Here is a 14,093-nt window from a genome sequence, read left to right as displayed (position 1 = left end):
TAACCCCGTCACTGCTGCAACTGAGGCAGATCGCGGTAAAGCTCAAGCGCTTCCGGGTTGGCCAGTGCTTCCTTGTTCTTCACCTCGCGCCCGTGAACCACATCGCGCACCGCAAGTTCGGTGATCTTGCCTGACTTGGTGCGCGGGATATCGTCAATGGCGATGATGCGCGCGGGCACGTGCCGTGGGCTGGCGCCAGTACGGATGCGGGTACGGATCGCCTTTTCCAGCGCCTCGTCAAGCACGACGCCTTCTGCAAGGCGCACGAACAGCACGACACGCACGTCATCCTCCCAATCCTGCCCGATGCAGATCGCCTCGAGCACTTCGGGCATCTGTTCGACCTGGTTGTAGATCTCGGCCGTGCCGATCCGCACACCACCCGGATTGAGCGTGGCATCGGAGCGGCCGTGGATGATGAGCCCACCATGCTCGGTCCATTCGGCAAAGTCGCCATGGCACCAGACATTGGGGAACCGGTCAAAATAGGCCGCGTGGTATTTTGCACCATCGGAATCGTTCCAGAAGCCGATTGGCATGGAGGGGAATGGCCTGGTGCAGACAAGCTCGCCCTTGCCCGCGCGCAGCGGCTTGCCGTCGTCATCCCAGACATCAACGGCCATGCCCAGACCGGCGGCCTGTATTTCGCCCGTCCAGACCGGCAGCACCGGCACGCCCAGCACGAAACAGGAGACGATATCCGTACCCCCGGAAATGGAAGCGAGATGGATGTCTTCCTTGATGCCCTCATAGACAAAGCGGAAATTTTCCGGTGCAAGAGGCGAGCCGGTGGAGGACATGGTTCTGAGCTTGTTCAAATCGTGGCTATGCTTCGGTGTCAGCTCAGCCTTGCGCACGGCATCGATGAACTTTGCCGAAGTACCGAAATAGGTCATGCCCTCAGCCTCGGCGAAATCGAAGAGCACATTGCCGTCGGGCGCGAAGGGCGAGCCGTCATAGAGGAGCAGCGTTGCTCCGGAGGCGAGCCCGGTCACCAGCCAGTTCCACATCATCCAGCCGCAGGTGGTGAAGTAGAAGAAGCGGTCCCCATCGCGGATATCCGCATGGAGGCGATGCTCCTTCACATGCTGCAGAAGTGTCCCGCCCGCCGAATGCACGATGCATTTGGGAATGCCGGTCGTGCCGGACGAAAAGAGGATATAGAGCGGGTGATCGAAGGGCAGGCGCTCGAATGCGACCGGCTTTTCCTCATACTCGTCCAGCGCCGCAGTGAACGGGCTTGCACGCTCAATGCCTTGCGCACTCTCTTCCGCGCTGCCCAGATAGTCGACAATGAGCGCACGACGCACGGATGGCAGTTCAGCCAGAATCTGGCTCGTCTTGTCGGCCGTCTCGAAGGCCTTGCCGTTATACCAGTAGCCATCCGGCGCGATGAAGATCACCGGCTCGATCTGGCCGAACCGGTCGAGGACGCCGCGCACACCGAAATCGGGTGAGCATGATGACCAGATCGCCCCGATAGAAGCCGCCGCCAGCATTGCGGCCACCGTTTCGGGCATGTTGGGCATCATCGCGGCAATGCGATCACCCTTTTTCACGCCCTCGGCCAAGAACAGTTGCTGCAGGCGTGAGACGAGCGCGTGCAGATCGTCCCAGCTCAGGCGGCGCTCCACCTTGTCCTCACCGCGAAAGACCAGCGCATCATCGCTGCCCTTCTTGCGCAACAGGTTCTCGGCGAAGTTCAACCGCGCTTCGGGAAAGAAGCGTGCGCCGGGCATGCGGTCCCTGTCGGCCAGAACCACAGCACCCTTATCGCCCAGAAGGCCGCAATAATCCCAGATGAGTGACCAGAAGGCTTCAGGCTGTTCCACCGACCAGCCGTGAAGTTGCTCATAGGTGGTGATGTCCTGCCTGGCGGTTGATGCTGCCCTGGCCATGAATTCGGTCATGGCGGATGAAGCGACACGGTCCTGAGAGGGGGCCCAAAGAGGCTTTGACGACTGCATAAAACTCCTCCGCACAATCTGCCTGTCCCGCTTATGCCGTGCAGTGCATATGGATGCAATCAGCAGCGATGTGCGCTCCAAGCAACGCGGATGTGCCTGTAAGCGGTGCAAAAGCGGGCGCGTGCGCAAGCGGTTCCTTCACATCTGTGACATGTTGCAATAAACCGTTTACCGAACCGCAAGATGCGAAGCGGCATTATCGCGCATCTACGGCCAAATCGGGCGACGTCCCTCGCGCCGGAAACTTTCAGGGCTGCAGGGCTTACGAACAGGGAAACGCGCGTGTCACTGGCAAGAAAAGCTGCGTGGTCATCCGGCATTGTCGCCGTCATTGCGCTTTTGCTGATGATCGGGCTGCCGCTGATCGCCTCCACCCAGATCGTGCGCGACGGTATCGCCAATCAGATGAGTGCGTGGAGCGGCTATCGCGTGCGCCTTGATGACAGCCCGGACATTGAGGTCTGGCCTACCTTCCGTGCCGTGCTCAACGATGTGACCCTTCTGGACTGGAACACGCGCGATCCGCAGCCCGTGATCGAGGCGAGCCGTGTCGAGGTGGAACTTTCAGCCCTTGCCGCCCTACGCGGCGAGGTCGTCTTTACCCGTATGCGCTTCATCCGCCCGCTTGTGCGTCTGCATGGCGATGCGCGCGGCTTCCACCTGCCCTCCCCGCGGGATTGGGGACGGCTGGCCCGCTCGGTCGAACAGGCCGAAGAAGCCATCGCGCAGACCGGCGAAAGCCCCACAGCAAGCCAGCTGCCCGACGATCCGCTGGGCGCAATCGAATTTGTCGAGGGCCGGGTGATCGGGTCGCAGGATGGTCAGACCCACGAGCTGGTCAGCTCGCTTTCCGGCACCCTTGATTGGCCTGCACTGAACAGACAGGCCTCGCTTAACGCCAAGGGCATCTGGCGTGGTGAGGCCGTGCAGGCGCAGGTTTCAACCGCGCAGCCCCTTCTGCTTCTGGCAGGCAGCAGCGCACCGCTTGATCTGACGGTGAAATCCTCACCGCTGAACCTCTCCTTCAAGGGCTCGGCCAATCTGGCGGGCATCGACTTTTTCGACGGTGACCTATCCGCCTCGACGCCGTCTCTCGGGCGATTGATGGAATGGATGCAAGGGGTGCCTGCAGGCGCGAACCGTGTCGGACCCGTCTCGATTGCCGCACGCATGACGGGCCATAATGACCGGCTGAAATTCGAGAATGCCGCACTGACAGTGGATGAAAGCACCGCAAAGGGTCTGCTCGAAATCGCTTTCGAGGACGGGGACCCGAGCATCAGCGGGACGCTTGCATTCGACCGGTTGAACCTGCGCAGCACGCTCAGCACATTTGGTGCGAGCCATGTCGCCGCCGCCGCGAAGGATCGGCAGGGGACCGTGGATCAGCGGATCAATGTGGATATGCGCTTTTCCGTCGCCAATGCCACCTATGGCTCGGTTGCGCTTTCCAATGTTGCCGCGGCAGCCAAATCTCGCGATGGGCTGGCCACATTCGACATTTCGGATGCGAGCGCTTTCGGAGGGTCGCTCCAAATGGGGCTGCGGGTCGACCGCACGGGCGCTTTCGACACACTGGAGGTCAGTTTTGCCGGCGATCAGGTGGATATGGCGGAGCTGGCACGGACGCTGGAGCTGAAAACCCTTCTGCCACGGGCTCGTGGCACGTTTTCGGTTTCCCTTAAAGGTACGGGGAAAACACTGGACGACATATTGGCATCAGCGGATGGCACGATCTCGGCTGATTTCGGCAAGGGAGAGCTTCCGGGCATCCATCTGCCAAGCTTCATGCGCCTGTCCGAGCGGGGCGATTTCTTCGCTCTTTCCGAGATAGCGGAAGGGTCACTTCCCGTGGACACCGCACGCCTCAAGGCGACGGTGCGCCGTGGCGTGGCCGAAATCGAGACCGCCGAAGCGCGTTCTCCGTCACATGTGCTTCAACTGGACGGCCTTGTGCCTTTTGCCGGACGAGGCCTTGCGCTCTACGGAACACTGGCGAGCGAAGGGACACCCGAGGCAGCGCCGCTGATGTTCTTTGTCGGCGGCTCCTGGGGCTCCCCCTTCATAGCGGCATTCAACCCCGACGCACCGCGCCAATAGGCTGAACATCATCAGGCATAGGCTGCTTCGTCACGACGGCGCAGCACCTCGCGGCGCTTGTTGACGAGGGAGGCTGCAATCACGCCCACGGTCACTATACCGATGAGAATGGTACAGATGGCGTTGATTTCCGGCGTCACGCCCAGCCGCACCTGGCTGTAAATCTTCATCGGCAGGGTTGTCGCGCCAGGGCCGGAGGTGAAGCTGGCGATGACCAGGTCATCCAGCGACAGAGTGAATGCCAGCATCCAGCCTGAGACGACGGCCGGCATGATGACGGGCAGCGTTACCTGGAAGAAGGCGCGTGTGGGTGTTGCGCCAAGATCGAGGGCAGCCTCTTCCAGAGACCGGTCAAAGGAGACGAGACGCGACTGCACCACCACCGCGACAAAGCACATGGAAAAGGTGATGTGCGCGATGGTCACGGTGGCAAATCCGCGGTCGAAATTGATCGCCACGAAGAGCAGCAGAAGCGAGAGGCCGGTGATGACTTCAGGCATGACCAGCGGCGCGAACACCATGCCGGAAAACAGGATGCGTCCGCGAAACCGGGTGTAGCGGGTGAGCGCAAGGGCGGCCATGGTGCCGAGAACGGTGGCGACGCTGGCCGAAAGCAGCGCCACGCGCGCCGTCACCCAGGCGGCATCCATCAGACCCTGATTGGAGAAAAGCTGCACATACCATTTGGTCGAGAAACCGGCCCAGACAGTGACCAGTCGCGACTCGTTGAACGAGAAAATTATCAACAGCACGATGGGCAAGTAGAGAAAGGCGAAGCCAAGCACCAAAGCGGCAATGTTGAAGCGTCCCCAGGTACCGGCCATTGTCAGGCTCCTCTTTCCTGCGATCGCGCCTGTGCACGCTGGAAGAACATGATGGGCACGACAAGGATCATGAGAAGCACGATTGCCACGGCAGAGGAGACAGGCCAGTCGCGATTGGCGAAGAACTCGTTCCACAAGGTCTTGCCGATCATGAGCGTGCGTGAACCACCAAGCAGATCCGGGATCACGAATTCACCCACTGCCGGAATGAAGACGAGCATGCAGCCCGCAACCACACCCGGCAGAGACAGCGGGAACGTGATCTTCCAGAAGGAACTCAAGGGCGGGCAACCGAGATCCTGCGCGGCCTCGATCAGCGAGTGATCCATCTTCTCAAGCGTCGCATAGAGCGGCAGCACCATGAATGGCAGGTAGGAATAGACAATGCCGATATAGATCGCGGTGGAGGTGTTCAGGATCACAAGCGGCTGGTCGATGATGCCGATGAACAGAAGGAACTGGTTGAGCAGACCTTCGGTCTTCAGGATGCCGATCCAGGCATAGACCCGGATCAGAAAGCTGGTCCAGAAGGGCAGGATGACAAGCATCAGCAAAACGGGCCGTATGTTTTCCGGCGCGCGCGCCATGGCATAGGCCATCGGATAGCCGACCAGAAGCGTCAGCACCGTCGAAACGCCCGCGATCCAGAGGCTCGACAGATAGGAATTGATGTAGAGCGCGTCCTCGGTCAGCCAGAGATAGTTCGAGAACGACATCTCGCTCAAGCCCGCCCAAAGCCCGCTCAGCCCCTCCGAGAGATCGAAAGTGGGCGTATAGGGCGGCATGGCAATCGCCGGCTGCGACAGCGATATCTTGAAGACGATGAAGAAGGGAACAAGGAAGAATATCAGCAGCCACAGATAGGGAACTGCGATCACGATGCGGTTGAGGACGGCGTTAGCAAGTCCCTTCATGAGCTAGCGCACCAGCACGACGCCGGCATCGGCGGGGAAGGACACGAAGGCACGGTCATGCCATGTCAGCGGATCTTCCAGCCGTCGCAGGCTGTTGACACTTGAGGCTTTCACGATACGCCCGTCGTCGAGCTTGACGTTGTAAATGGTCATGTCACCCAGATAGGCGATGTCCCAGACCTCCCCTTCGAGCACATTGTCTGCATCCGGTCGCTTGCTGGAGATGCGGATCTTTTCCGGGCGCACCGCCAGCCAGGCCGTGTTGCCCTCGAGGTCGGCAGGCGCATGACTGGAAACGAAGCGCGCGCCAGCCTCATCCGTCAGCGTTACCCCCTCGCCTCCATTCGAGGCGACCTTGCCTTCGAACATGTTGATGGAGCCGACGAAATCGGCCACGAAACGCGAGGCTGGAGCTTCGTAGATTTCCGGCGGGGTGGCGACCTGCAACACCTGCCCCTTGTCCATGATGGCGATGCGATCGGCCATGGTCATGGCCTCTTCCTGATCATGTGTGACCACGATGAAGGTGAGACCGAGATCCTGTTGGAGATCGACCAGCTCGAACTGGGTTTCCTCACGCAGCTTCTTGTCCAGCGCGCCCAGCGGCTCGTCGAGCAGAAGCACTTTCGGACGTTTGGCAAGCGAACGGGCGAGCGCCACGCGCTGACGCTGGCCGCCGGAAAGCTGATACGGCTTGCGCTTGGCGAACTGCTCAAGCTTCACCAGTTTGAGCATCTGCGCCACGCGCTCGGCGATCTGCGGCTTTGGCATCCCGTCCTGCTTAAGGCCAAAGGCAATATTGGCCTCCACGCTCATATGCGGGAAGAGCGCGTAAGACTGGAACATCATGTTGACCGGACGCTTGTAGGGCGGAATGCCGGCCATATCCTGCCCATCAAGCAGAATGCGGCCTTCCGAGGGCTGCTCGAAGCCGCCCAGCATGCGCAACAGGGTGGACTTGCCGCAGCCCGAGGCGCCCAGTAGCGCAAAGAATTCGCGCTCGTAGATGTCGAGGGAAAGATTGTCGACCGCAGTGAAATCGCCAAACCGCTTGGTCACATTCTCGAAGCGGATATAGGGTTTCGCATTCTCATCCGCCCATGGCGCAAAGGTTCTGCGCGTGCTTCCAAGTGATGTCATTCACTGCCCCGTCACAAGCCGAAATGTGAGGGCGGGACTGATAGCCCCGCCCGTTCTGTCCATTACTGACCGGTTGTCACCTTCGTCCAGGTGCGCGTGATCAGTCGCTGCTCACGCGGGTCCGGCGGGGTGGTGGTGAAGAGCTTGGCCATGACATCTTCCGGCGGATAGACAGCCGGATCGCCGATCACTTCCTCATCCAGAAGCTCCTGCGAGGCCTTGTTGCCATTGGCGTAGTAGACATAATTGGTCGCCTTGGCGATCACGTCCGGGCGCATGATATAATTGATGAATTCATGCGCTTCTTCCACATGCTGGGCGTCTGCGGGAATGGCCATCTGGTCAAACCACATCTGCGCACCTTCCTGTGGGATCGAATATTTGACCACGACGCCCTGATCCGCCTCCGCGGCACGGTCACGCGCCTGGAAGACGTCGCCCGACCAGCCGACGGCAAGGCAGATGTCTCCATTGGCCAGCGCGTTGATATATTCGGAGGAGTGGAACTTGCGGATATGCGGGCGGATGGCCAGAAGCGCCTCTTCCGCCTTTGCAATCGACTCCGGATCGCGCGCATCGGGATCTTCCCCCAGATAGTTCAGGGCGGCGGGGATCATTTCCGCTGGTGCGTTGAGCATGTGCACACCGCAATCGGCAAGCTTCTCGAGCTTCTCTGGGTCAAAGACGACGTCCCAGCTGTCGATCGTGTCGGTGCCGAGACGTTCCTCCACCATCTTGGCATTGTAGCCGATGCCAGTGGTGCCCCACATATAGTTCACCGAATACTCGTTGCCCGGATCGTACTTCTCCGTACGCTCCGCGATCATATCCCACATATTGTCGATATTGGTCAGCTTGGACTTGTCCAGCTTCTGGAACACCCCGGCCTGGATCTGACGCGCGAGGAAGGTGCCGGTCGGTACGACGACATCATAGCCGGTACCGCCTGCAAGCAGCTTGGTTTCGAGAATCTCGTTGGAATCGAAGACGTCGTACTGGACCTTGATGCCGGTCTCTTCGGTGAAGGCTTCAAGGATCGACTCGTCGATATAGTCCGACCAGTTGTAGACATTCACGACACGGTCCTGCGCCTGAGCGGACAGGGCAAATGTCGCTGCGATTGCAGATACGGCGGACAGCAGAGCAGCTTTTCTCATGGTCTCGTCTTTACTCCCAGTGGCGGTGTTCCAGTTGACGCTTCTTGTTCCAATTAGCGCGCTTTTTTCAAAAGCCTATTGCCGTTTTTGCAGTGCGACAAGCGGGAAATTCCCGCCCATCGAAGCCTAAAGATAGGTTGTCCGCTCCAGCGGCGTTATCTCGCCCCAAAAGGCGATGATCTCCGCGCGCTTGAGGTCGCGATAGACCTTGGCGAGAAGAGGCCCAAGCGCTCGATCGACGAATTTCGAACGCATGGTGAGTTGCAGGGCATCATCCATGTCGTCGGGCAGTTCCGGCCCCGCCTCCGGATCATCATAGGCATTGCCCTCGACCATGGGCGGCGGACGCAGATTGCCTTCGATCCCCTCGATCATGCCCTGGATGACAGCGCACATGACCAGGTAGGGGTTGGCGTCCGCCCCGGCGATGCGATGTTCCACGCGGCGGTTCTCCTCGGTGGATACCGGGATGCGCAGGGCGACCGATCGGTTGTTCTCCGCCCAGACGGCCCGGGTCGGTGCGTAGGAGCCAGGCGTGATACGGCGAAAGCCGTTCCATGTGTTGATGAAGAGCAGTAGTGATTCCGGCATGGTGTTGAGGAGACCGGCGACGGCCGCCTCCAGTTTCCGCCGACCGTCGTCGCCTGCAAAGATGTTGTTGCCATCCGCATCGCACATGGACGCATGCACATGCATGCCGTTGCCGGCATATTCCAGGAATGGCTTGGCCATGAAGGTGGCCATCAGCCCCTTGGCGCGCGCGCAGCCCATGACAATGCGGCGGAGGATGATGACGTCATCGCAGGCGCGCAGCGGGTCCGCGCGGTGCTTGAGATTGACTTCGAACTGGCCGGGAGCCGCTTCCTTGATGATCGTGTCGATCGGCAGATTGTGCGCGTCAGCCGCATCGCGGATCATGTCGAACAGTTCCTGGTGCTCGGCAAGGTCGTCCAGACCATACATGCGCAGCCGGTCCGGCCCCGCCATCGCACCGACGGGTGCGGGCATGCCATCGTCCCAATCCGTATCGGGCTCGAGCAGGTAGAATTCAAGTTCAAAGGCGACAGTCGGATAGAAGCCCTTGGCGTTGACCTCTGCCACCTTCTGCTTCAGCACCTGCCGAGCATCGGCCATGAAGGGCTCGCCCTCAGGCGTAAAGGTCTGCAGCAGCACCTGTGCGGTCTTGCGCTTGGCCCATGGCACGATGGCCAGGGAGCCGCGCGTGGCGCGGCAATAGCCGTCCTGATCACCGGTTTCGATATGCAGGCCGGTCTCCTCAACCTCTCTGCCCCAGACATCAAGCCCATGGAGTGACATGGGGAAGTTGATGCCTTCCATGTACGCCTTTTTCAGGCTGTCGGCGGGGGACCACTTGCCACGAATGATACCGTTGGGGTCCACCAAAAGAAATTCGACGGCCTCAAGATCGGGATGTTCGGCCACGAAGGCGGTGTATTCCGCTTCGTGCTCCGGAGTCATGAAGTCGTATTCCTGTTCGGCTGGAGGAGTGGCGGGGGCGGAGCTTCCGCTGCCCGAACCACCATTTGCTGCACCCGATAGGGGCCGCCCGGTCTCGCTGTGGCGCAATTTGTCCCTGCTTGTTGGTTGATCGTGAAGCAAGCCTGCTCTGCTTCGCATTCACCTGTCAATGGCGAAGGCATGGCTTAAATACGAACTTGTTGAGTAACGTGATGGCAAATGTCCCTGCACCATGATCCGGCGGGGAATGACGAAGGGGACTGAAATGAAAGCAGCATGGTACGAGCGAAACGGCCCTGCAGCACGCGTGCTGGAAGTTGGCGACATGCCGGCCCCGAAACCCGGCCCTGGCGAGGTGCGTGTGCGGATGCATGCTTCGGGCGTCAATCCTTCAGATGTCAAAGGCCGTAAAGGCCGTGAGCCCATCGCGCCGCGCATCATTCCGCACAGTGATGGCGCAGGCGAGATCGATCTGGTTGGTGATGGGGTTAATCACGCACGTGTCGGTGAACGCGTCTGGATCTGGAACGGGCAATGGCGCAGGCCCTTTGGCACGGCCGCCGAGTATATCGTCGTGCCGCAGGAGCAGGCGGTGGCGCTACCCAAACAGGTCGACTATGCGGCCGGTGCGTGCTTCGGCATTCCGGCCCTGACTGCCAGCCATGCGGTGAATCTTCACGGCGAGATCGGCGGAAAGACCATCCTGGTCACTGGCGCAGGCTCGTCTGTCGGCCACTACGCCGTCCAATTCGCCAAGGCCAAGGGCGCACGCGTCATCGGAACGGCCTCCGCCGGGAGGGCTGATCTCGCGCGGCAGGCGGGTGCGGACTTCGTCATCGATTACAAGACGAAGGACGTGACCAAGGTTGTGAAAGACCTGACCAATGGCAAGGGCGCGCATGGCATTATCGACATGGATTTTTCTTCCACTGCCAAGCTCATAGCCAATGGCGCCATCGCCCCCCATGGCAAGACGGTCTGCTATGGCTCTAATGTGCATGGCGATGTGCAGATTTCGTTTCCGACCATGCTTTGGAACAGCCTCTCGCTGCAGGTCTTCCTCGTCTACGAATTGCTGTCGCAGGAACGTGAGGCTGCCATTGCGCAACTCAATCGCGAGATTGCGGCGGGGCATCTGAAACATGCGATCGGCAAGCGCTTTCGGCTGGACGAGATCGTTGCCGCGCATGAAGCGGTGGAGAGCGGTGAAGTTGATGGGAATGTGGTGATCGACATCAGCTGATGTCTCACTGGAAATCATAGGCGGAGAAACCGGTCACGGCTTCATCAAGCCCGATCGGTCTTGTCAGCGGCGGCTCGGCGCGGGAGAGACAACCGGTGCGTTCGCACAGGCGACAGGCCGGACCGATTGGGAGCGCGGCCACATCCTTTGACACCAGCAGGGATGGGCGATAGGCGAGCTTATCACCATGCTCCAGATCGCATCCAAGCAGGATTGCGGTGCGGCGCGGACGCTCGTGATAGGCTGTTGCCGGACCATCCACAGTTCGCGCAATTGTGGCAAACAGTCCGCCATCGGGCATCTCCGCCGCTTCGACGAGCACACGCCCTGGTTCCGCGAAGCAGGCGTGATGGCCAAGCTTGGGGCAGGCGCCGCCAAAACGGTCATGCGGGAAACCTTCCGCCCCGATCCGGCGCAGGCGATTGCCCGCGTGATCGATCTCCATCAGGAAGAACGGGATGGCGGAGTTACCGGGACGCGCCAGCGTCACGAGGCGTGTTGCCGCCTGCTCGAAGGAAACCGAGAACCGCGAGGCCAGCACCGCCACATCATATCTTGCACGCCCGGCCTGGGTGAGAAATGGCTGATAGGGCATCATCAGGGCCAGCGCCGCATAGCGCGCCATCTCGAAGCGGGCGAGCCTGCGTGCCTCATCGGTGCCAAGCTTCAACTCCTCGACGCTGCGATCAATAGCGACCTGCATGCGAATGAGCGCAGCTTCCATGGCAATCTCGCGCAACTGGTCTGCCGCTGACAGACGCTCCGAAATGAATAGGCGCTGGGAGTGACGGTCGTAGCGCCTACGCCAGTTCGGCATTGTTGCCGCAGGGAGTACGCGCACCGAAATCCCCTGCTCGCTGCGCAACCAGGTCTTGAGAGCGGAGGCGAGCCCTTCCTTCATGTCGAGCAGTTTCAGAAAGGCTTCCGCCTCTTCCTCGATCTGGGGGAAATGATACGGCCTGCGCTCGATCGCCTCGCGGATCTCGTCCACCGGCAACCGCTTTGCCGTAAGTGCCGTTGCGCGCCCTTCGCTGGCAAGCATCTGCGACAGGTCGCTCAACCGATCCGCCTGCTCCCGATAGGCGCGATAGAGCTTCACGAGCGCCAGCGCCGCATTGGGTGCGGTCTCAACCGTTTCCGCCAGTTCGTGCATGCCCGGCATCTCGCCTGACAAGAGAGGATCGGCAAAAACCTCCTTCAATTCGGCAAGCGATGTCGCGTTCTCGCCCTGCAGCTCTTCCGGATTGATGCGATAGACCGAGGCAAGCTTGAGCAGGAGCTGGACCGTGAGCGGACGCTGATTGCGCTCGATCAGGTTCAGATAAGACGGGGAAATGCCAAGTCCCTCGGCCATTGCGGTCTGGCTCAGCCCCTTGGCCGTGCGGATGCGCCTGATACGCGCTCCGGCAAAAATCTTCTGGCTGGCCGCCATTTTACATCCCTTTACAGCGCCGTTCGGCTTGATCCTTACATTTTACAACTTTTACATTTTTACTTCGGCAATCTGTCGAAAGCAATACAAATCAACGGTATTTATTGCCTATAAATCCGGTTTATGCTCACCAACACGCTCTGGTTCAGCATAAGAATTGTGAAAACCCGCAAAGAGCGGCAGGGAAATTTACGCTTTTTACAACGGAGGTTCCAATGAGCGAATTCGACAGTCTGATCCAGAACGCACCCGCTGGCCGCTATGAGGGCATTTCGCGCCCCTATACGGCTGAGGACGTGAAGCGGCTGCGTGGCTCGGTCGAGATTCGCTACACGCTGGCGGAGAAGGGTGCCGAGCGGCTCTGGAAGCTCATCCACGAGGAAGATTTCGTTAACGCTCTTGGTGCGCTTTCGGGCAACCAGGCCATGCAGATGGTTCGTGCTGGCCTTAAGGCCATCTATCTGTCGGGCTGGCAGGTTGCTGCCGACGCCAATACCGCATCTGCCATGTATCCGGACCAGTCGCTCTATCCTGCAAATGCCGGACCGGAGCTTGCCAAGCGCATCAACAAGACGCTGCAGCGCGCCGACCAGATCGAGACTGCCGAGGGCAACCGCTCGGTCGAGACGTGGTTCGCGCCGATTGTTGCCGATGCCGAAGCCGGTTTCGGCGGACCGCTCAACGCCTTCGAGATCATGAAGGCCTATATCGAGGCGGGTGCGGCTGGCGTTCACTTCGAGGACCAGCTTGCCTCGGAAAAGAAATGCGGCCACCTGGGCGGCAAGGTTCTGATCCCGACGTCGGCCCATATCCGCAACCTGACCGCAGCACGCCTGGCTGCAGACGTCATGGGCACATCGACCCTGGTCATTGCGCGCACGGATGCGGAAGCCGCGAAGCTGCTCACTTCTGACATTGACGAGCGTGATCGCCCGTTCGTCGACTATGAGCGCGAGCGCACCGCCGAGGGCTTCTATCATGTGCGCAACGGTCTTGATGCCTGTATCGCGCGCGCCAATGCCTATGCGCCCTATTGCGACCTCATCTGGTGCGAGACGTCCAAGCCGGATCTCGAACAGGCGCGTCGCTTCGCCGAGGGCGTGCATAAGGAGCATCCGGGCAAGCTGCTTGCCTACAATTGCTCGCCTTCCTTCAACTGGAAGAAGAACCTGGACGACGCGACCATTGCCAGGTTCCAGCGCGAGCTTGGCGCCATGGGCTACAAGTTCCAGTTCATCACGCTGGCGGGCTTCCACCAGCTCAATTACGGCATGTTCGAGCTGGCGCGTGGCTACAAGGACAGGCAGATGGCAGCCTATTCCGAGTTGCAGGAAGCGGAATTTGCCTCCGAGGCCAATGGCTACACCGCGACCAAACACCAGCGCGAAGTCGGCACCGGTTACTTCGACGCCGTCTCCATGGCCATTACCGGCGGCCAGTCTTCGACCACCGCAATGGGCGAATCAACTGAAACTGCACAATTTCGCCCCGCAGCGGAATAACGGCACAGCCTGACGAAAGGAGCCAGTCATGAAGCCGAATACCCGAGTTAAGGAACGCGCGGAAGAACAGGCAACAACCATGAATGCCGATCAGCAGGCAATGGTGCGCATGGTCGCCAACGACCTGCACCGGCTGAACCAGTCGGTCATGAAGGCGGTTGAGGCGGGTGTGTCGGTGGAACTGGTGCGCTCGGCACGTCACCATGGCCAAGGCAATTGGGGCGACCTGCTTGTTCCGGTGATCGTCACGAACGGGCTAGCCGCAGCAGCGGAATAGTCGGCGCGTAAACTCCCCTGCCCCACTGGCCCCGCATCGCGAGATGCGGGGCCTTTTT

11 protein-coding genes are annotated in these 14,093 nt (G+C 60.3%); 4 read left to right on the top strand and 7 right to left on the bottom strand.

Annotated elements, in window-relative coordinates:
• Nucleotides 1-8 precede the first annotated feature (8 nt).
• Nucleotides 9-1,910: an acetoacetate--CoA ligase gene (locus WA367_RS05930; RefSeq protein WP_442935551.1), complete on the bottom strand. Its 1,902-nt coding sequence runs from the start codon at nucleotides 1,908-1,910 to the stop codon at nucleotides 9-11.
• Between the two features lie 339 nt (nucleotides 1,911-2,249).
• Between WA367_RS05930 and WA367_RS05925 the strand changes: the two genes are divergently transcribed.
• Entirely contained in the window at nucleotides 2,250-4,067 is a 1,818-nt protein-coding gene (locus tag WA367_RS05925) for an AsmA family protein (RefSeq protein WP_336055862.1), read from the top strand.
• 11 nt (nucleotides 4,068-4,078) lie between these two features.
• On the opposite strand, the gene WA367_RS05920 is transcribed toward WA367_RS05925, so the two are convergent.
• From WA367_RS05920 to WA367_RS05900, 5 genes are all read right to left on the bottom strand, one after another.
• Nucleotides 4,079-4,891 carry an ABC transporter permease gene (locus WA367_RS05920; protein WP_336055861.1) on the bottom strand — a complete coding sequence of 271 codons (813 nt, stop codon included), beginning with the start codon at nucleotides 4,889-4,891 and terminating at the stop codon, nucleotides 4,079-4,081.
• A 2-nt stretch (nucleotides 4,892-4,893) separates the two neighbouring features.
• Complete coding sequence (locus WA367_RS05915) at nucleotides 4,894-5,805, bottom strand: ABC transporter permease subunit (RefSeq protein ID WP_336055860.1); 912 nt, start codon at nucleotides 5,803-5,805, stop codon at nucleotides 4,894-4,896.
• A gap of 3 nt (nucleotides 5,806-5,808) precedes the next feature.
• The gene (locus WA367_RS05910; RefSeq protein WP_336055859.1) at nucleotides 5,809-6,945 is read right to left on the bottom strand and encodes an ABC transporter ATP-binding protein; all 1,137 of its coding nucleotides are present in this window, start codon (nucleotides 6,943-6,945) and stop codon (nucleotides 5,809-5,811) included.
• Nucleotides 6,946-7,007: 62 nt separating this feature from the next.
• Nucleotides 7,008-8,102, bottom strand: coding sequence for a polyamine ABC transporter substrate-binding protein (locus WA367_RS05905; RefSeq protein ID WP_336055858.1), 1,095 nt, complete (start codon nucleotides 8,100-8,102; stop codon nucleotides 7,008-7,010).
• 126 nt (nucleotides 8,103-8,228) lie between these two features.
• A complete protein-coding gene (locus tag WA367_RS05900) occupies nucleotides 8,229-9,581 on the bottom strand; it encodes a glutamine synthetase family protein (RefSeq protein ID WP_336055857.1) in 1,353 nt (450 codons plus the stop codon).
• Between the two features lie 265 nt (nucleotides 9,582-9,846).
• Between WA367_RS05900 and WA367_RS05895 the strand changes: the two genes are divergently transcribed.
• On the top strand, nucleotides 9,847-10,824 hold the full coding sequence (locus WA367_RS05895; RefSeq protein WP_336055856.1) for an NADPH:quinone reductase: 978 nt from the start codon (nucleotides 9,847-9,849) through the stop codon (nucleotides 10,822-10,824).
• A 4-nt stretch (nucleotides 10,825-10,828) separates the two neighbouring features.
• Here the strand turns inward: WA367_RS05895 and WA367_RS05890 are convergent, their stop codons facing one another.
• Complete coding sequence (locus tag WA367_RS05890) at nucleotides 10,829-12,256, bottom strand: helix-turn-helix domain-containing protein (protein WP_336055855.1); 1,428 nt, start codon at nucleotides 12,254-12,256, stop codon at nucleotides 10,829-10,831.
• Between the two features lie 215 nt (nucleotides 12,257-12,471).
• Between WA367_RS05890 and aceA the strand changes: the two genes are divergently transcribed.
• Together aceA and WA367_RS05880 are read left to right on the top strand one after the other, a co-directional pair.
• Entirely contained in the window at nucleotides 12,472-13,758 is a 1,287-nt protein-coding gene (gene aceA / locus WA367_RS05885; RefSeq protein WP_336055854.1) for an isocitrate lyase, read from the top strand.
• A 28-nt stretch (nucleotides 13,759-13,786) separates the two neighbouring features.
• Complete coding sequence (locus WA367_RS05880) at nucleotides 13,787-14,035, top strand: SMc00767 family acetate metabolism repressor (RefSeq protein ID WP_336055853.1); 249 nt, start codon at nucleotides 13,787-13,789, stop codon at nucleotides 14,033-14,035.
• The last annotated feature ends 58 nt before the right edge of the window (nucleotides 14,036-14,093 follow it).

The sequence above is a fragment of the Nitratireductor sp. CH_MIT9313-5 genome (genome assembly GCF_037029545.1).
In the GTDB taxonomy this organism is placed as follows: domain Bacteria; phylum Pseudomonadota; class Alphaproteobacteria; order Rhizobiales; family Rhizobiaceae; genus Chelativorans.
This window is presented reverse-complemented; position numbering and strand designations above follow the sequence as displayed.